The organism is Cryobacterium lactosi (assembly GCF_004403945.1).
Taxonomy (GTDB): domain Bacteria; phylum Actinomycetota; class Actinomycetes; order Actinomycetales; family Microbacteriaceae; genus Cryobacterium; species Cryobacterium lactosi.
The window spans coordinates 1-15,700 of record NZ_SOHM01000015.1; the positions used below are offsets into that span (position 1 = coordinate 1).

Below are 15,700 nucleotides of genomic sequence, written 5' to 3' on the forward strand. Positions count from 1 at the left end.
ACCCAAGCCCCCGGCCCTACCGGGCCGGGCCTGCATCAACGACCCCCGCAAGAAACCCAAACCCAACCTGTCTCAAACAGGTTGACAAATACCGCGTACCGGGCGCAAATGTCCGAACGGGCAACAGTTGCGGCCCGTGGTGCCTACTCGGCGACGCGGCGATCGAGCCGGGCCACGCCGATCTTCGAGTCGGCCATGCCGTAGAACACGTAGAGCTGGCCCTCGATCTCCTCGATGGCGGTGGGGAACACCACGTTCGGCACGATGCCGCTGGTCTCATCGGCGGTCTCGGCCTTCAGCAGCGGCTCGCTGGTGCGGCTGAGCACGATCGTGGGGTCGTCGGCGTCCAGGATCATGCCGCCCGCGGCGTAGTTCACCTTCTGCTGCTGGTCGAATGCGCGGGCGAGGATGCCCGTCACGCCGTGGTGCAGCAGCAGCCAGCCCTCCGGAACGCGCAGCGGTGCCGGGCCGCCGCCGATCTTGAGTTCCTCGAACGCGAACTCGGGGCCGGCCAGAAACCGGTGCCCGCGCCAGAAGGTGAGCGCGGAGACATCCGCCAGCGCGTCGGCGACCGGCACGTAGCTGATCCAGATGCTCTGACGCTGGTCGGTGACCCCGGCCGGCACCCGGATGCCTTCGCCGGGCTTGGTCTCCTCCAGATCCCACATCGGCCGGTGCAGCACCGCGAAGCTCTCCACCCCGTCCGGTGCGGTGACCGGCTCGGGGAAGAACACGGTGTCCTTGTTGTGGAACAGGTTGAGGTCCATGTCCAGGGACTCGTCGTAGGCGAACAGGGCCGGCCCCAGCCGACGCCACTCGCGCAGGTCATCGGAGACCGCCACGGCGGTGCGGGGGCCGAGCGGCCCGTAGGCGACATAGGTCATCACGTGCAGCCCGAGACGCGGGATGAAGGTCACCCGCGGGTCCTCGACGCCGGCGTTGTTCGCGCCGCGCTCCCAGCCCCGGTCCGGTGCGAGAACCACGCCCTCACGCTCGACGCCGGTGGGCACCCCGTCCTCGATGATCACCCGGGCCAGCCCCACCCTGGAGACGTTGCCGGTGGCGACAAGGCGGGGGAGCAGGTACAGGGTGCCGTCCGGCGTGTGCCCGGTGCCCGGGTTGAGCACGCCCTCGGCTTCGAGGGCGTTGCCGTCCTCCGGCGACATGATGACGCCCATCCTGGTGAGGGTGTACGGGAATGTGGTGGTGGTGGTGGAACTCATGACTAACCTTTCACGCCCGAGCCGATGTCGCTCGAGACGAAGTGCCGTTGGAACAGGATGAAGAGCACGACCGCGGGGGCGGCCAGCACGCAGGCGCCGGCCAGGATCGCGCCGAACGGATTCGCCGCGGTGGCCGCGACGTTGGTGAGGTAATTCGCCAGCGAGACCGCGAGCGGTTGCAGCGAGGCCTCCTTGGTGATCAGGAACGGCCAGAGGAACTCGTTCCACGGGCCGATGAAGGTGAGCAGCACAACTGTCAGCAGGGCCGGCCGCACGAGCGGTAACGCGATGCTCCAGAGGATCTTGAGCTCGCCGGCGCCGTCGATCCTGGCCGCGTCGAAGAGTGCCCGGGGAACCTGCAGGAAGTACTGCCGGAAGATGAGCACCGCCGTCGAGTTGATCGCGAACGGCAGGATCATGCCCAGGTAGTTGTCGGCCAGGCCGTAGTCCCTGGCGATCATCACGTAGAGCGGGATCATCAGCAGCTGGAACGGCACCACCTGCACGAGCAGCACGAGAGCGAAGGTGATGCCGCGGCCGCGCCACTGCAGCTGCGCCAGGGCGTAGCCCACCAGCACACCGAACACGACGGTGCAGAGGATGACACCGCCGGCGAAGATGCCGGAATTCGCCAGGCCCTGCAACAGGTCGATGCGGCTGTTGATGGCGGCGTAGTTCTCGCCGGTGATGTTCGCCGGGTTCGGGAAGGCCCCGGCCACCGTCGAGTCCGGTTCGGTCTGCAGCGAACCGATCACCATGTAGTAGAACGGGAACAGGAACACCAGGGCGCCCGCGAACAGCACGACGTAGCGCAGGATGTTCTGGCCACGGCTCAAGCCGTCGACCTTGCGGGTCCTGGAGCGTGCGACGGTACTCATGATTCGTCCCCTCCGGCCAGCTTGCGTTGAATGAACGCCAGGATGAGCACACCGATCACGAGGATGACCCCGATCGCGGCGGCGATGTCTGGCGCGCCCTGTTCGATGCCGCGCTGATACATCAGCAGCACGGGCGACGACGAGGCGCCGTTCGGGCCGCCACCGCCGGTGAGTAGGTACGGCTCGGTGAACAGGTTCGCGCCGGTCACGGTGGCCAGCAGGAGCACCAGCACTGTCGCGGGCCGCACGCCGGGCACGGTGATCGAGAAGAACATGCGGATCTTGCCGGCACCGTCGGTCGCCGCGGCCTCGTAGAGCTCCTCGGAGACGTTCTGCAGGGCGGCCAGGTAGAGCAGGATGAAGAAGCCCATGCCCTTCCAGGTGACGAAGATGGCGATGGTGGGCATCGCCCACTGCTCGTTGATCAGCCAGGCCGGGTCGGGGGCCAGTGGGCCGAGGATCTGATTGACCAGGCCGTTGCCGCTGAACAGGAAGATCCAGACTCCGACCACGGCCACGCTGGCCGTGACGTACGGCACGTAGAAGGCCACCCGCAGGAAGGTGCGGGCATGGACGACCTTGTTCAGGGCCGTCGCGAGCACGAGCGAGAGCACCACAGTGAGCGGCACGTTGATCAGCAGGAAGATGCCGACGTTGCCGAACGACCGGATGATCGCGGGATCGGAGAGCACCTCCTGGAAGTTCGCCAGTCCCACGAACGGTCGGTCCACCACGGCGCCGGGGGCGGCGAAGAAGTAGTCGTGGAACGACATGTAGAACGCGAAGACCAAGGGATACGCGAAGACCAGCAGCACGAAGACCAGGTATGGAGCGCTGAGCACGAGCCCGAGCGGGTTCTTGCCCAGCCACTGGCGTCTGCGGCCCCGGCGGGGTTCGGGGTGACGCTCTCGGGTGAGACTGTCGTGGACATGAGCGTTACGGCTGCGCGATCAGTTCGTTGACCTTGTCGGCGGCAGCGTCGAAGGCGTCGGCGACGTCGCCCTCGCCGGTGATGACGTGCTTCGTCCACGCGTCCCTGAATGCCTGCCAGGCGGCGACGGAGTTGGCTACCTGGGGTACCTCGACCGTGCGCGACGCCTGGTCACCGAACTGCTCGTAGGCCGGGTTGGCCGCGAAGTACTCGGGGTAGGCGCTGGTGAGGTCGGCCCGCAGCGGCATCTGGCCGGTCAGCTCGAGGAGCTGTCCGTCCTGCTCCTCGCTGGTGGCGAACTTCAGCACGTCCCAGGCCGTGGCCTGGTTCTCGCAGGCCGTGAACATTCCCACGTTCTTCGCATCGCTGAAGGTGTACGCCTCCTCGGCCGGGGTGCCGGCGCTGGTGGGGAAGGTCACCGCTCCCCAGTTCACCGCATCCTTGTAGACCGAAACGGCCCAGGGGCCTGCGCTCGACATGGCGGCCTTGCCGTCGGCGAACGAGTCGCCCTGGTACTGCTCCTTGCCCGCAAGACCCTCGGCGTACAGGGTCTTCCAGAACTCGCCGACCGCGACGCCCTCGTCCGAGTTGAAGGTGGATTCGCCGTCCTCAATGAGGAGGCTGCCATCGGTCTCGGCCGCGTAGGTCGGGTAGAAGTCGAACCAGCTCTGGAAGAACTGGCTCGTGGGCGAGGGGTAGATCGCGTACTCCGCCGCGCCGCTGGAGACCAGGGTGCGTGCGGTGGCGGTGAACTCCTCGTAGGTGCCCAGCGCGGGGTTCTCCGGGTCGAGCCCTGCCGCGGCGAAGAGGTCCTTGTTGTAGAACAGCATCACCGGGTTGGATTTCCACGGCATCTGGTAGAACTTGCCGTCGTCGCTCTGGTACTGGTCGGCGAGGTCGCCGGTGCGCTCTTCGATGTAGGCGTCGCCGTCCTCAAAACTGCTGAGGTCCACCAGCCCGCCCTGCTTCTGGAACTGCGGCACCGCTACCGGGGCGGTGTTGAAGACCAGGCAGGGGGCGTTGCCGGCGGTGATGGCGGCGCCGATGACTTCTTCGCTGCTCTTGCCGGCCGGGATCTCCTGGGCCTTGACCTGCTCGTCGGGGTGGTCGGCGTTCCAGGCCTCGACCATCTGCTTGCCCCAGAGCACCTCGTTCTCGTTGTTCGAATACCAGATGGTGATGTCACCCCTGGAGTCGGCGCCACCCGAACTGCCGCCGCTGGAGCAGGCGCCGAGGGCGACGACCATGGCTGCGGACGTGACGGCGGCGGCCACGAGTCGCCTGCCGTTTCGGGGAGTGGTGTGCGGGCGGATGTTGTGGTGCATGTCGTTCTCCATTCATGATTCCGCAGCAGCTCTGCTGCGGCATGTTTTGTGCCGGCGGTACGTGTGAGTGAGGCGGGTCTCGGCGGGACCCGAATCAGTGGGATGTCGGCGCTGCCGCCGAACCTCGGATGATGAGGCGGGCGGCGGGAAGCTCGATGTCGTCGGCGGACCCGGTTCGGATGAGCCCAAGCAGGGTGGTCGCGGCCGCCCGGCCCCAGACCATCGGGGTCGCGCCCACCGTGGTGAGCGCGGGGTAGACGTACCGGGCGAATTCGATGTCGTCGAACCCGGTGATCGAGAGGTCGTCAGGTACGCTCACCCCGAGTTCCTGGGCGACGCCGATGCCGGCGATGGCCATCGGGTCGTTGGCGAAGACGATGGCAGTGGGCGGCTGGTCCTGACGGAGCAGCCGGCGCGTGGCATCCGCCCCTGCCGAGATCGAGAAGTCGGTCTCGACGACCTGCCCGTCGCCCAATCCGGCGTCGCGCATGGCGGCGGTGAAGGCGGCCCTGCGCCGGTTGCCGTGCAGCATCGCGGGGCTGCCGGCCACATGGGCGATCCGCCGGTGCCCGAGAGCGGCCAGGTGCCGCACCGATTCTCTGATCCCATTGGTGTCGTCGATCGACACCGACGGGAACGGGCTGAGCTGGTCGGGGCGACCGAGGGTCACGGCCGGCAGTCCGAGTTCGGACAGGTACGGGATGCGCACGTCGTCCTGCCGCAGGTCGCTGAGAAAAACGCCGTCGACCCTGCCGTCGGTCACGAGGGTCCGATAGGTGGCCAGTTCGGTCGACGCGTCCGGAACCACGCTGAGCACCAGGGCGAGGCCCTCCGGCGCGAGGACGGTCTCGACGCCGGCGATGAACGAGGTGAAGAACGGGTCGGAACCGAGCACCTCGGGGTCTCTGGCGATGACGAAGCCGAGGGCGAATGACCGCTTGGACGACAGTGACCTGGCCCGCAGTGACGGGGTCCAGCCGAGAGTCCCGGCGACCTGCAGGATGCGCGCACGCGTTTCGGCTGACACGCCGGGCCGGTCGTTGAGCGCGAACGAGACGAGGCCCTTGCTGACCCCGGCTTCCCTGGCCACGTCGGCGATCGTCACCTTGCTGGAATCCTGGGCGGGATCCATGGGGCCTCCTCGTTGATGGCGGGTCCGGGTCCGGCGCATGAGCGCCTTAACCGGTTTAGGCTAAATCTATACCGGTTTAGAAGTGCCGTCAAGCAGTTTCTGCCAGCCAACGGGCGCCCGCACTGAGTCAGCCGCCTTGAGGCGCGTGGCCTTGAGGCGGTGGCTGTGCGGGCCTAGGGTGATCTGCACCATGGACTGGTTCGCTACGGGGGACTACACCCTCGCGCGAGAGATCCTGCAGCGGGGTATCGCGGCAATCTTCCTGATCGCATTCGTATCCGCCCACAACCAGTTCCCGGCGCTGCTCGGCGACACCGGCCTGCTCCCCGTCCGGCGGTTCACTGCCGTAGTCCCGTTCCGGCGGGCGCCCAGCCTGTTCCACTGGCGCTACTCCGACCGCATGCTCCGCGCCCTCACCTGGGCCGGTTCAACCCTGGCCGCCACCGTGGTGCTGGGCCTGGCCCAGCTCGGCCCCGCCTGGCTCCCGATGCTCGTCTTCCTGCTGCTCTTCGCCGGCTACCTCTCGATCGTGAACGTCGGGCAGACCTTCTATTCGTTCGGCTGGGAAAGCCTGCTGGTCGAGGCCGGGTTCATCGTCGCGTTCCTCGGCTCCAACGCCGTCGCCACCCCGCTTCCGGTGCTCCTGTTCCTGCGCTGGCTGGTATTCCGCCTGGAATTCGGCGCCGGCCTCATCAAACTGCGGGGCGGCCGCGAATGGCGTGACCTCACCGCGCTGTTCTACCACCACGAGACCCAGCCGATGCCCAACCCGGTGAGCTGGTTCGTGCACCACTTGCCCCGCTGGTTCCACCGGGGTGAGGTGCTCGCCAACCACGCCGTGCAGCTCGGTCTGCCTCTCCTGCTCTTCGCCCCGCAGCCGGTGGCGTCGATCGCGGCGGGCCTGATCGTGCTCAGCCAACTGTGGCTGGTGGTCACCGGTAACTTCGCCTGGCTCAACTGGATCACCATCGTGCTGGCGTTCGCGGCCGTCGACGACGCGTCCTTCCGCTGGCTGGGCGGCCTGATCCTGCCCGGTCTGCGGGCGGCGCCGCCCGGCGGGAGCACGGTGCCGGGGGAGCAGCCGCTCTGGTTCGTGGTGGTGGTGCTCGCGGTGGTCGTTCTGCTGTTGGTGCTGAGCTACTGGCCGGCCCGCAACCTGTTCCGGCGCCGCCAGCTGATGAACGCGAGCTTCAATCCGTTCCACCTGGTCAACGCCTACGGTGCGTTCGGCACCGTCACCAAGGAGCGGTTCGAGGTGATCGTCGAGGGCGGCGCCTCCGCGGACCCGCAGGACGCCACGGCCTGGCGGGCATACGAATTCCGCGGCAAGCCCGGCGACCCGGCCCGGCTGCCCGGGCAGTTCGCCCCCTATCACCTGCGCCTGGACTGGCTCATGTGGTTCCTGGCGCTCGGCTCCCGCGACACGGCCTGGTTCGAGGCGTTCCTGGCCCGGTTGTTGCAGGCGGACCCGGCCACCCTGCGGCTGCTCGCGCACGATCCGTTCGCCGGGCAGCCGCCCCGGTTCGTGCGCGCCCGGGTGTTCCGCTATAGGTTCAGCACGCCCGCCGAGCGGCGGGCCGAGCAGGTGTGGTGGGTCCGCACCGAGGTGGGTACCCTGGTGCCGCCGGTGACCCTGCCGCCTGAGTAGTCCGTCAGCCGAACGCTAGAGCCGGACAGGGCGGGCAGCCGGACTGCTCAGTGTCCGCGCAGCTCTTCGATCTCGCGACGCTCGCGCTTGGTGGGCCGGCCGGCCCCACGGTCGCGCATGGGCACCAGGGCCACCTCTTCGCGTGGGGGCGGGGGCGGCGTGTTGTCCACGAAGCATTCGGCGGCCACACTCGGGCCCACCCGTTTCACGATGATTCGCGAGACCACGAGAACCCGATCAAAGCCGTTGGCCCGGATCCGCACCTCGTCGCCCGGCTTGATGGCCTGGGCCGACTTGGCCCGTTCGCCGTTCACCCGCACGTGCCCGGCCCGGCAGGCCGCTGTGGCCTGCGAACGGGTCTTGTACATTCGCACCGCCCACGCCCAGCTGTCCACTCGTGCGCTCAGCAATTCCATGCCTCGACTCTACGCGGGCGCCGGCAGGTCGTCAGCGCAGCGCCTGGTCAGCGCAGCACGACCCAGAGGATGAGCAGCATGGTCACCAGGAACCCGGTGAAGAAGTTCAGGCGCAGGAATCGCTTCCAGCCGTTGTTGGCCCGTTCGGACTCGGCGTCGCTGATCGACCGGTAGGGCCAGGCGGCGAGAATGTACGGGATTACCAGAAAGGCGGCAAGCGGCCCGGGCCAGTCGGTGACGAGCATCAGCAGCCCGGCGAGCAGCCAGAAACCGATCGCCAGGCGCACGGTCTGAGCGGCGCCGAACGCCGTGGCGATGGAGCTGATACCGCCTTGCCGGTCGGGTTCGACATCCTGCACGGCGCCGAAGGCGTGACTGGCGATGCCCCAGAAGAAGAACGCCGCCAGCAGCGCCACCAGGTCGGGCGTGACCAGGGCTCCGGCCACGGCGAGGCCGTAGACCGCCGGGCTGACGAAGTGCACGCTCGAGGTGACCGAGTCCATCACCGGCCGCTCCTTGAAGCGCAAGCCAGGCGCCGAGTAGGCGACCACGGCGAACAGGCTGATCGCGAGCACCACCCACGACCAGGGGTTGGCACCGGCCAGGACGAGCATCAGCAGCAGCACCGGCAGCGCCGTCGCCACGCCGGAGATCAGCACCGTGCGGTGCATGCCCGGATCGAGCATGGCGCCCTCGACGCCGCCCTTGCGGGGGTTGCGCAGGTCGGACTCGTAGTCGAAGACGTCGTTGATGCCGTACATCAGCAGGTTGTACGGGATCAGGAAGAACAGGGTGCCCACCACCAGGAGCGCATCGACCCGGCCCGTCGTCACGACATACGCAGCGGCGAACGGGAAGGCCGTATTGATCCAGCTGAGCGGACGAGAGGACAGCAGCACCTGTCGGACGGTGTGGCCGAGTCCGGTGGGGCCGGTGGGGTGAATCGCCTCGGTCATGCGTCCTGTCCTTCTGCGGGTGGTGCTGCGGGTAATGCCGTGTGTTCGGCGCGTCCGGCCGTCGGACGCCGGGCATCGCCGCCGAGCAGCGACCAGACGGCGGGCAGCAGCAGGGCCGCGGCCACGGGATACGCGAAGTCCTCCACGGGCGCGATCCCCACGAACACTCCGGAGATCAGAGCCGGGTCGTACGCGACGAGCCCCACCCCGATCATGATGTTATCGAAGACCGCGGTGAGCACGAGCACAGCGACCAGCGCGAGCCCGGATGCGACGTAGAGCCGTCTCGAAGCCGGCCGCCGCCACAGCGCCACGGCGGCCACGAGCGCCGCGAGACCAAGGAACACGGCGTTCAGTCCGAGGTAGCTCACGAGGCGTGCCCCCGCTCCAGCAGCACCCGGGCGCCCTGCAGGGCATTCATGAACAGATAGCAGAGGAAGGTGAGGAAGAAGACCTCTTCGATAGGCAGCTCCGGCGCCACCTGCAGCCCGGTCATGAACGCGGTTTCACCGCGGTAGAAGATGCCGGCGGAGATGCCGACCAGGTCCCAGGCCAAGAAGAACAGCACCCCCGCCGCGAGCACGACGGCCGCGGCGCGGGGGGCCCGCCAGAAGAACAGGCCGAAACGGCGGTCGAGGACCACCATCCCGGTCAGCGACACCAGCAGGGCGAGCAGATACGCGAAACCCAGCATCGCTCAGGCCACCATCCGTCCGGTCAACATCCGTCCAGTCAACGCAGAACGGCGGGCCGGGGCTCGGGCAGCGGGCCGAGGCTCACGTCCCCGCGAATCCGCTTGAGCAAGATTTCGGCGCTGATCAGGCACATCGGCAGGCCGATGCCGGGAATCGTTGTGCCCCCGGCGTAGTACAGGCCGTCGATGTGCTTGGACACATTGGTGCCGCGGAAGAACGCGCTCTGTTTGAGAGTGTGTGCCGGTCCGAGCGCCCCGCCCTTCCAGGAATTGAGGTTGTCGGCGAAGTCGGCCGGTCCGATCGTTCGCCGCACCAGGATGCGCTCGGCAAGGTCGGGGATTCCTGCCCACTCGGCCAGCTGGCCGATCGCGGCATCCGCGATGCCTTCGACCGTGGCCGAACCGGCCCCGTCGATACCGCCGTGGCCGATGCCGGTGTCGGCGGGCACCGGGATGAGCAGAAACATGTTGCTGGCGCCGTCGGGGGCCACGCCGGGATCTGTCGCACTGGGCAGGCAGGCGTAGAACGATGCCGGGTTGGGCACCGAGGTCTCTTTCCCGAAGATGCGGTCGAAGTTGTCGGCCCAGTCCTCGGTGAAGAACAGGGTGTGGTGGGCGAGCTTGGGCAGTTCGCCGCTGACACCCAGCAACACCAGCACGGCGCCGGGGCCGGAGGTGCGCTTTCGCCACCAGCTTTCCGGGTAGGTCTGCTTGGCCGGCTCGACCAGTTCGGTTTCGGTGTGGTGCAGGTCTGCGGCCGAGATGACCAGGTCGGCATCCAGTCGCACGGTCTCACCGGCCGCGTTTGTATAGGTGACGCCCTCGACCGCGGCCTTGGCACGCCGGCCCGCCGGCGTGGGACCTGAGCGGATCGCCTGCACCGTGGCCCCGGTCTCGATGGTGACGCCGGCCTCGCGGGCCAGGTCGACGATGCTCTCGATCAGTCGGGTGAAGCCGCCCTGCGGGTAGAGCACGCCGTCGGCCAGGTCGAGGTGGCTCATCAGGTGGTACATCGACGGGGTGCGGTCGGGGGAGGAACCGAGGAACACCGCGGGGTAGCCGAGGATCTGGCGGATCCGGGGATCGCGGAAGTAGCCGGCCACGAATTTGTCCAGCGGCTGCAGCAACAGCCGGCCAAGCCGACCCATCCGGGAGAGCACGTCGCGCACCAGCAGCGGCTTGAACGAGGCGAAACTCGTGTAGAGGAACCTGGCCACGGCCATATCGTAGGTTTCTTTCGCGCTGGCCAGGTACTTCTCCAGTTTTTTACCGCCGCCGGGTTCGAGGGTGTCGAACAGGCGGATGTTGTCGGCCCGTTCGGCGCGCACGTCCACGGGCTCTGAGTCCGATTCGAAGAACACCCGGTAGCCGGGGTCCAGCCTGGTCAGCTGCAGCTGTTCGGCCGCGCTGGTGCCCATCAGCCTGTAGAAGTGCTCGAACACCTCGGGCATGAGGTACCAGGACGGTCCGGTTTCGAAGCGGAAGCCGTCGGCCTCCCAGAAACCGGCGCGGCCGCCGAGGGTGTCGTGGGCCTCCAGCAGGGTGACCTGGTGACCCTCCTTGGCCAGAAGTGCCGCGCTGGCCAGGCCGGCGATACCGCCGCCGATCACGACAGTGCGGGTCAAGGGGGTTGTGGTCTGGGTGCGTCCGGCCGGGCCGCTCACCGTCGCCACGCCTGCGGGCCGAGCGAGGACGAGAGGGCGATCATCAGTTTCTCCGGATCCGGCACCCGCACGCGGGTGCTCATCAAAGCGTGGGCGGGGGTCTCCCGCAGTTTCGCAGACAACCGGGCGAACAGCCGGTGGGCGGCAGTGACGGCGCGTCGGCTGCTCGTCGGCAGCATCGGCAGCACGCGTTCGGCGGCCTCGAGGTCTGCATCCATATCGTCGAGCAGCAGCTGCTTCTGCGGTTCGGTGAGCCGGGTGAGGTCGACGCCCGGGAAGTAGTTGCGGCCGAGCGCATCCCGGTCGGCGGCCAGATCGCGCAGGAAATTGACCTTCTGGAACGCGGCGCCGAGGCTGCGCGCGCCGTGTTCGAGAATTTCCTGGTCCTCCGGTGACCGCGGGGAGTCCCGCAGGAAGCTGCGCAGGCACATCAGCCCGACGACCTCGGCCGAGCCGTAGATGTACTCGGCCACACTGGCCGCCGTGAACGGGGCCGGGTCGAGATCCCGCCGCATCGAAGCGTAGAACGGCCGGGTGAGGGCCGGTTCGATGCCCACCCGTCGTGCGGTGACGGCGAAGGCGTGCACCACGAGGTTGGTGCTGAAGCCGCGCGCCATCGCGCGCTCGGTTTCCTGTTCGAGGTCGTCGAGCAGCTCGCGCTGACCGGCCAGGTCGATGCCGGCTCCGCTGGCGGCGCCGTCCACGATTTCGTCGGCGATGCGCACGAGCGCGTAGATGCTGCGCACCTCCTCGCGCACACCGGGGGCCAGGAGTCGCGCGGCCAGCCCGAACGATGTGGAGTACTGCCCGATCACCGTGGTGGCGCTGGCCAGGGCCGCCGCGTTGTAGTTGGCCAGACCGGTGGACGGGGCTCCGACGGCCGGCCCGAGCGTGTCGCGGCTCATTTCTGCCGCGTCACAGCGCTCAGCGCCAACTGGGTGAGGGTGGTGCGCAGGGTGTCGGGCATCAGCGGTCCCTGCAGGGCATCCACCGCGCGGCTGGCGTACTCGCGAGCGAGGGCATCCGCGGTCTCCGGCGCGCCACAGTCCCGCAGATGGCCGCGCACCAGGTCCGCCTCGGCATCGGTGAGGTCGCTCTTGCCCAGAAAGGGTGCGATGAGGGGCCACCTGTCGGTGGCGCCGGCGTGCGCGATGAGCGCGGTCTGCTTGCCCTCGCGGAGGTCCGCGATGACGCTCTTACCAGTGCTGTCCGGGTCGCCGAAAACGCCCAGCAGGTCATCGGTGAGCTGGAAGGCGACGCCGATCAGGCGGCCGAACCGGCCGAGGGCGTCGATGGCCTCCTCTGGTGCCCCGGCGAGCACGGCACCGGCCTGCAGGGGAGCCTCGAAGGAGTAGATCGCCGTCTTGTGTTCGAGCGTCGTGATGACCTGGTCGATCGTGAGGGGGTCCCGGCTGACCGTGTTGGTCACATCCGCCAGCTCGCCCGCGGCCGAGACGAACACGGCCCGGTCAAGCAGGTCGAGCAGCCGGCCGCGCAGTTCGGCGGACACCGGCAGCAGGGCGAGCGCGCGATGGGCCTCGCTCAGTGCGAGGTCGCCGGCGAGGATGGCTGCCGTCGCGGCCCAGGCCTCAGCCTGGGCGCTCTGGGCCCCGTGCGCGATGGCGCGTTCGGTGAACCGGCCGGCGATGTTGGCCTTCCCGCGGCGTGACAGGTCGCGGTCGATCACGTCGTCGTGGATCAGGAACGCCGTGTGCAGCAGCTCGAAGCTCACCGCGACCGGGGTGGACAGGGTGTGGTCGGTGCCGCCGAAAGCGTCATAGGCGGCGAGCACCAGGGCGGGCCGCACGCGCTTGCCGCCGCGGCTGGCCTGGTCGAGGGAATCCCACAGAGCGACGTAATGGTCTCCGTAGTCGCTGGCGCGCAGCCGGGCCGCGGCAAAAAACCGGTGCAGCTCTGTTTCGACGCCGAGCGTCTGGATCTCATGCACGGAAGGTCTCCAGTTCCCGCATCTGCAGCACCATCCAGGGGCTGAAGGCGAATGGGCTGGCCAGCACGGAGCCACGCAGGGTCTCCGGGTCGGTCCAGGTGAACTCCATCACCTCGTCGGGGTTGGGCACCGGGTCGCCCGTCGCCACGGCCAGGTACACCGGGCAGACCTCGTTCTCGACGATGCCGCTGCTGTCGGTCGCGCGGTAGCGAAACAGGGGCAAGGCCAGGTCGATACCGGTCACCGCCAGGCCAAGCTCGAAGTCTGCGCGGCGCCGCACGGCATCGGGCAGTGTCTCGGCCGGGGCCGGGTGGCCGCAGAACGAATTGGTCCACACGCCCGGCCAGGTCTTCTTGGTCAGGGCCCTTCGGGTGATCAGGACCTCGCCGCGGTCGTTGAACACGTAGCAGGAGAACGCCAGGTGCAGGGAGGTGTCGGCGCCGTGGACGCTGCTCTTGGGAGCCGTACCGATCTCGCGGCCGTTCTGGTCGAGGAGGACGACCAGATCGTCCACAAACCCGCTGCCGCCGGTCTGCTGGTCACCGGCACGCTCGATGGTGGATTCTGCTGTGTGCATCACGGGACTCCCTCTTGTGCAGCCAAGATACCCGAAAAAGTACCTAACCGAGTTAGCGATAATTGAGGCTAGCATGGTCTCTATGCCCGCCGACGTCGAACCCGCCGCCGAGCTGAGACGACCCCGATCGCGGGGCTACTGGTACCCGAAGTCCGCCGCCGGCGTAGCCACATCTGGGGGTACCGTGCCTGCCACTTCCGCGCCTGCCAGCACCGTGCCTCCAGCTTCAGCGCCTGCCAGCACCGCGCCCGTGAGCGCCGTGGATGTCCTGCGGGCTGTGCGCCGCTTCCGTGCGGCCGACGTGGCCATGCGCATCAAGGCGCGCTCCGACATGGAGATGAACGATTCCGACCTGGTCGCTCTGCGCCACCTGATCGCGGCCGAGGAGCGTTCGGAGTCGATCGGCCCGAAAGACCTGAGCGTCTTCCTGGGCATCTCCTCCGCCGCCACGGCCAAGCTGCTCTCCCGTCTTGAGGCCGCCGGCCGGCTCCACCGCGAACCGCACCCGAGCGACCGGCGGGCGCAGGTGCTGCACGCCACCCGACGCGCCCACGACGAGATCCGGCGCGCACTGGGGGCGGCGCACCAGCGCATGCTCGCCGCTGCCGAGAGGCTCACTGCGCCGGAGCAGCGCGCCGTGGTGAGCTTCCTCGACGAGCTCAGCGGCGCGATGGACGAGCCGACTGAGTCGCCTTCACCCGCAGAACCGGCCCGATCCACAGAGTAAGCCGGCCCCGACTGAGGCCTGAGGGCGGCGAGGCCGCGCGGTACCCTTGAGCACGTGATTGTTCCCGCCGCCCAGCACGTGCACACCCTCCTCGCCTCGTACCCGGACTTCCCGCTCCCCGGGATCCTGTTCCGCGACCTCAACCCGGTGTTCGCCGACGCCGTGGCGTTCCGGGCCATCATCGACGACCTGAGCGACCGGTACAGCGGCCAGTTCGATGCCGTGGCGGGCATTGAGGCGCGCGGATTCCTGCTCGCGGCCGGCATCGGCTACGCCGCCGAGTGTGCGGTGCTCGCTGTGCGGAAGGGTGGCAAGCTGCCCGGCATCGTACTCACCGAGGAATACGACCTGGAGTACGGATCCGCGCGACTCGAAGTGGAGGTCGGGCAATTGCCCGCCGGCTCCCGGGTGCTCATCGTCGATGACGTGCTCGCCACCGGCGGCACCGTCGCGGCGACCGCCCGGCTCATCGAACGGGCCGGCTATGTGACGATCGGCGTCGGTGTTGTGCTCGAGCTGGCCGAACTCGACGGGCGCAGCCGCATCGGCGGCGTTCCCGTGCACACGATCGTTTCGGTCTAGGCCGAACGCACCTGGTCACCGTGCGGACAATTGCGTCCGGTGTGCCGGGCGCACATGGCCGCTGCGGCAGCAGATGCGCCCGCCCTGTCCGGCGCCTGTGCAGCGGGTGGGTACTAGTAGGCGGCGGGGTTGGCCGAGGGCTCGACCGGTGCACCGGAGAGCACGGCCCTGCTTCCCGACACGCCGAGGCGGCTGGCGCCGGCGTCGATCATGGCGAGGGCGTCGGCGTGGCTGCGTACTCCGCCGGAGGCCTTGACGCGCGCCGCGCCGGCCACGGTTGCCGCCATGAGGCGAACAGCGTGCACGGTAGCACCGCCGGCCGGGTGGAACCCGGTCGAGGTCTTGACGAAGTCGGCTCCGGCGGCCACGGCGGCCCGGCAGGCGCCCACGATCTCGTCGTCGGTGAGGGCGGCGGATTCGATGATCACCTTGAGGATCAGCGGAGCGGGGATCTCGGCGCGCACGGCGCTGATGTCGGCCTCGACCAGGTCGAACCGGCCGGCCTTGGCCGCTCCGATGTCGATGACCATGTCGACCTCATCGGTACCCTGTGACACGGCCAGGGCGGCCTCGGCGGCCTTGATCGAGCTGGCGTGTTTGCCACTGGGGAAACCGCAGACGACGGCGACCTTGAGGTCGGCATCCACGGGGATGGTCAGGGGCAGCATCGACGGTGACACGCAGACCGAGTAGACGCCCAGCTCAACGGCCTCGGCGATGAGGGCGGCGACGTCGGCCTGGGTGGCCTCGGGCTTGAGCAGGGTGTGGTCGATGTACCGGGCCAGGTCGGCGACGGTCAGTGCGGAGGCAGGTGTGGAAGTCGTCATGCTCGTAAGTCCTTTGGGAGGGGCGGTGGGGTGTCCGCCTGGCTCGATCTTACCCGGGGTGCGGCTGCTGTTCCCTGGCGGGTGCGGCATGCTTAAGGAATGAGCGGCGGTGTTCGATGAGCGGCAGCAACAATGGGCGGCAGCAACATATGAGCGGCAGTGGGAGTAGCGA

Annotated in this window: 17 protein-coding genes; 3 read left to right on the forward strand and 14 right to left on the reverse strand. The window is 68.5% G+C overall.

The window, feature by feature from the left end:
• Window positions 1-143 precede the first annotated feature (143 nt).
• The 5 genes from E3T61_RS07840 to E3T61_RS07860 all read right to left on the reverse strand — a co-directional run bounded on the left by E3T61_RS07840 (window position 144) and on the right by E3T61_RS07860 (window position 5,489).
• On the reverse strand, window positions 144-1,223 hold the full coding sequence (locus E3T61_RS07840) for a glycoside hydrolase family 130 protein (RefSeq protein WP_134640313.1): 1,080 nt from the start codon (window positions 1,221-1,223) through the stop codon (window positions 144-146).
• Window positions 1,224-1,225: 2 nt separating this feature from the next.
• Window positions 1,226-2,101: a carbohydrate ABC transporter permease gene (locus E3T61_RS07845; protein ID WP_134640314.1), complete on the reverse strand. Its 876-nt coding sequence runs from the start codon at window positions 2,099-2,101 to the stop codon at window positions 1,226-1,228.
• The gene (locus E3T61_RS07850; protein ID WP_134640315.1) at window positions 2,098-2,967 is read right to left on the reverse strand and encodes a carbohydrate ABC transporter permease; all 870 of its coding nucleotides are present in this window, start codon (window positions 2,965-2,967) and stop codon (window positions 2,098-2,100) included. Before E3T61_RS07850 ends, E3T61_RS07845 begins: the two co-directional genes overlap by 4 nt.
• A gap of 70 nt (window positions 2,968-3,037) precedes the next feature.
• The gene (locus E3T61_RS07855; protein WP_134640316.1) at window positions 3,038-4,357 is read right to left on the reverse strand and encodes an ABC transporter substrate-binding protein; all 1,320 of its coding nucleotides are present in this window, start codon (window positions 4,355-4,357) and stop codon (window positions 3,038-3,040) included.
• Between the two features lie 94 nt (window positions 4,358-4,451).
• Window positions 4,452-5,489: a LacI family DNA-binding transcriptional regulator gene (locus E3T61_RS07860; RefSeq protein WP_134640317.1), complete on the reverse strand. Its 1,038-nt coding sequence runs from the start codon at window positions 5,487-5,489 to the stop codon at window positions 4,452-4,454.
• A 190-nt stretch (window positions 5,490-5,679) separates the two neighbouring features.
• Between E3T61_RS07860 and E3T61_RS07865 the strand changes: the two genes are divergently transcribed.
• The gene (locus tag E3T61_RS07865; RefSeq protein ID WP_134640318.1) at window positions 5,680-7,137 is read left to right on the forward strand and encodes a lipase maturation factor family protein; all 1,458 of its coding nucleotides are present in this window, start codon (window positions 5,680-5,682) and stop codon (window positions 7,135-7,137) included.
• A 47-nt stretch (window positions 7,138-7,184) separates the two neighbouring features.
• On the opposite strand, the gene E3T61_RS07870 is transcribed toward E3T61_RS07865, so the two are convergent.
• From E3T61_RS07870 to idi, 8 genes are read right to left on the reverse strand one after another with little or no spacing between them, the layout of a single operon-like run.
• Window positions 7,185-7,553, reverse strand: coding sequence for an RNA-binding S4 domain-containing protein (locus E3T61_RS07870; protein ID WP_134640319.1), 369 nt, complete (start codon window positions 7,551-7,553; stop codon window positions 7,185-7,187).
• A 47-nt stretch (window positions 7,554-7,600) separates the two neighbouring features.
• Entirely contained in the window at window positions 7,601-8,509 is a 909-nt protein-coding gene (locus tag E3T61_RS07875) for a prenyltransferase (RefSeq protein WP_134640320.1), read from the reverse strand.
• Window positions 8,506-8,880: a lycopene cyclase domain-containing protein gene (locus tag E3T61_RS07880; protein WP_134640321.1), complete on the reverse strand. Its 375-nt coding sequence runs from the start codon at window positions 8,878-8,880 to the stop codon at window positions 8,506-8,508. The genes E3T61_RS07875 and E3T61_RS07880 overlap by 4 nt, the downstream gene beginning before the upstream one ends.
• Window positions 8,877-9,203 carry a lycopene cyclase domain-containing protein gene (locus E3T61_RS07885; RefSeq protein WP_420898474.1) on the reverse strand — a complete coding sequence of 109 codons (327 nt, stop codon included), beginning with the start codon at window positions 9,201-9,203 and terminating at the stop codon, window positions 8,877-8,879. The genes E3T61_RS07880 and E3T61_RS07885 overlap by 4 nt, the downstream gene beginning before the upstream one ends.
• A gap of 38 nt (window positions 9,204-9,241) precedes the next feature.
• Complete coding sequence (crtI, locus tag E3T61_RS07890; protein ID WP_134640322.1) at window positions 9,242-10,828, reverse strand: phytoene desaturase family protein; 1,587 nt, start codon at window positions 10,826-10,828, stop codon at window positions 9,242-9,244.
• Between the two features lie 35 nt (window positions 10,829-10,863).
• Window positions 10,864-11,772, reverse strand: a complete 909-nt coding sequence (locus E3T61_RS07895) for a phytoene/squalene synthase family protein (RefSeq protein ID WP_134640323.1) — start codon at window positions 11,770-11,772, stop codon at window positions 10,864-10,866.
• Entirely contained in the window at window positions 11,769-12,815 is a 1,047-nt protein-coding gene (locus E3T61_RS07900; protein ID WP_166793183.1) for a polyprenyl synthetase family protein, read from the reverse strand. The genes E3T61_RS07895 and E3T61_RS07900 overlap by 4 nt, the downstream gene beginning before the upstream one ends.
• Window positions 12,808-13,395: an isopentenyl-diphosphate Delta-isomerase gene (gene idi, locus E3T61_RS07905; protein ID WP_241992451.1), complete on the reverse strand. Its 588-nt coding sequence runs from the start codon at window positions 13,393-13,395 to the stop codon at window positions 12,808-12,810. The genes E3T61_RS07900 and idi overlap by 8 nt, the downstream gene beginning before the upstream one ends.
• A 247-nt stretch (window positions 13,396-13,642) precedes the next feature.
• Here idi and E3T61_RS21880 point away from each other — a divergent pair, with 247 nt between their 5' ends.
• Together E3T61_RS21880 and E3T61_RS07915 are read left to right on the forward strand one after the other, a co-directional pair.
• Window positions 13,643-14,119, forward strand: coding sequence for a MarR family winged helix-turn-helix transcriptional regulator (locus E3T61_RS21880; protein WP_166793184.1), 477 nt, complete (start codon window positions 13,643-13,645; stop codon window positions 14,117-14,119).
• Between the two features lie 54 nt (window positions 14,120-14,173).
• Complete coding sequence (locus E3T61_RS07915) at window positions 14,174-14,701, forward strand: adenine phosphoribosyltransferase (protein WP_134640327.1); 528 nt, start codon at window positions 14,174-14,176, stop codon at window positions 14,699-14,701.
• A 113-nt stretch (window positions 14,702-14,814) separates the two neighbouring features.
• Here E3T61_RS07915 and deoC read toward each other — a convergent pair whose 3' ends face one another.
• The gene (deoC, locus tag E3T61_RS07920; RefSeq protein WP_134640328.1) at window positions 14,815-15,528 is read right to left on the reverse strand and encodes a deoxyribose-phosphate aldolase; all 714 of its coding nucleotides are present in this window, start codon (window positions 15,526-15,528) and stop codon (window positions 14,815-14,817) included.
• Window positions 15,529-15,700: the final 172 nt, after the last annotated feature.

Bases quoted from the DNA above. Each gene is read 5' to 3' on its own strand.
- E3T61_RS07840 (WP_134640313.1), bottom strand. From the start codon at position 1,223: ATGAGTTCCACCACCACCACCACATTCCCGTACACCCTCACCAGGATG.
- E3T61_RS07845 (WP_134640314.1), bottom strand. From the start codon at position 2,101: ATGAGTACCGTCGCACGCTCCAGGACCCGCAAGGTCGACGGCTTGAGC.
- E3T61_RS07855 (WP_134640316.1), bottom strand. From the start codon at position 4,357: ATGCACCACAACATCCGCCCGCACACCACTCCCCGAAACGGCAGGCGA.
- E3T61_RS07860 (WP_134640317.1), bottom strand. From the start codon at position 5,489: ATGGATCCCGCCCAGGATTCCAGCAAGGTGACGATCGCCGACGTGGCC.
- E3T61_RS07865 (WP_134640318.1), top strand. From the start codon at position 5,680: ATGGACTGGTTCGCTACGGGGGACTACACCCTCGCGCGAGAGATCCTG.
- E3T61_RS07870 (WP_134640319.1), bottom strand. From the start codon at position 7,553: ATGGAATTGCTGAGCGCACGAGTGGACAGCTGGGCGTGGGCGGTGCGA.
- E3T61_RS07875 (WP_134640320.1), bottom strand. From the start codon at position 8,509: ATGACCGAGGCGATTCACCCCACCGGCCCCACCGGACTCGGCCACACC.
- E3T61_RS07885 (WP_420898474.1), bottom strand. From the start codon at position 9,203: ATGCTGGGTTTCGCGTATCTGCTCGCCCTGCTGGTGTCGCTGACCGGG.
- E3T61_RS07895 (WP_134640323.1), bottom strand. From the start codon at position 11,772: ATGAGCCGCGACACGCTCGGGCCGGCCGTCGGAGCCCCGTCCACCGGT.
- deoC (WP_134640328.1), bottom strand. From the start codon at position 15,528: ATGACGACTTCCACACCTGCCTCCGCACTGACCGTCGCCGACCTGGCC.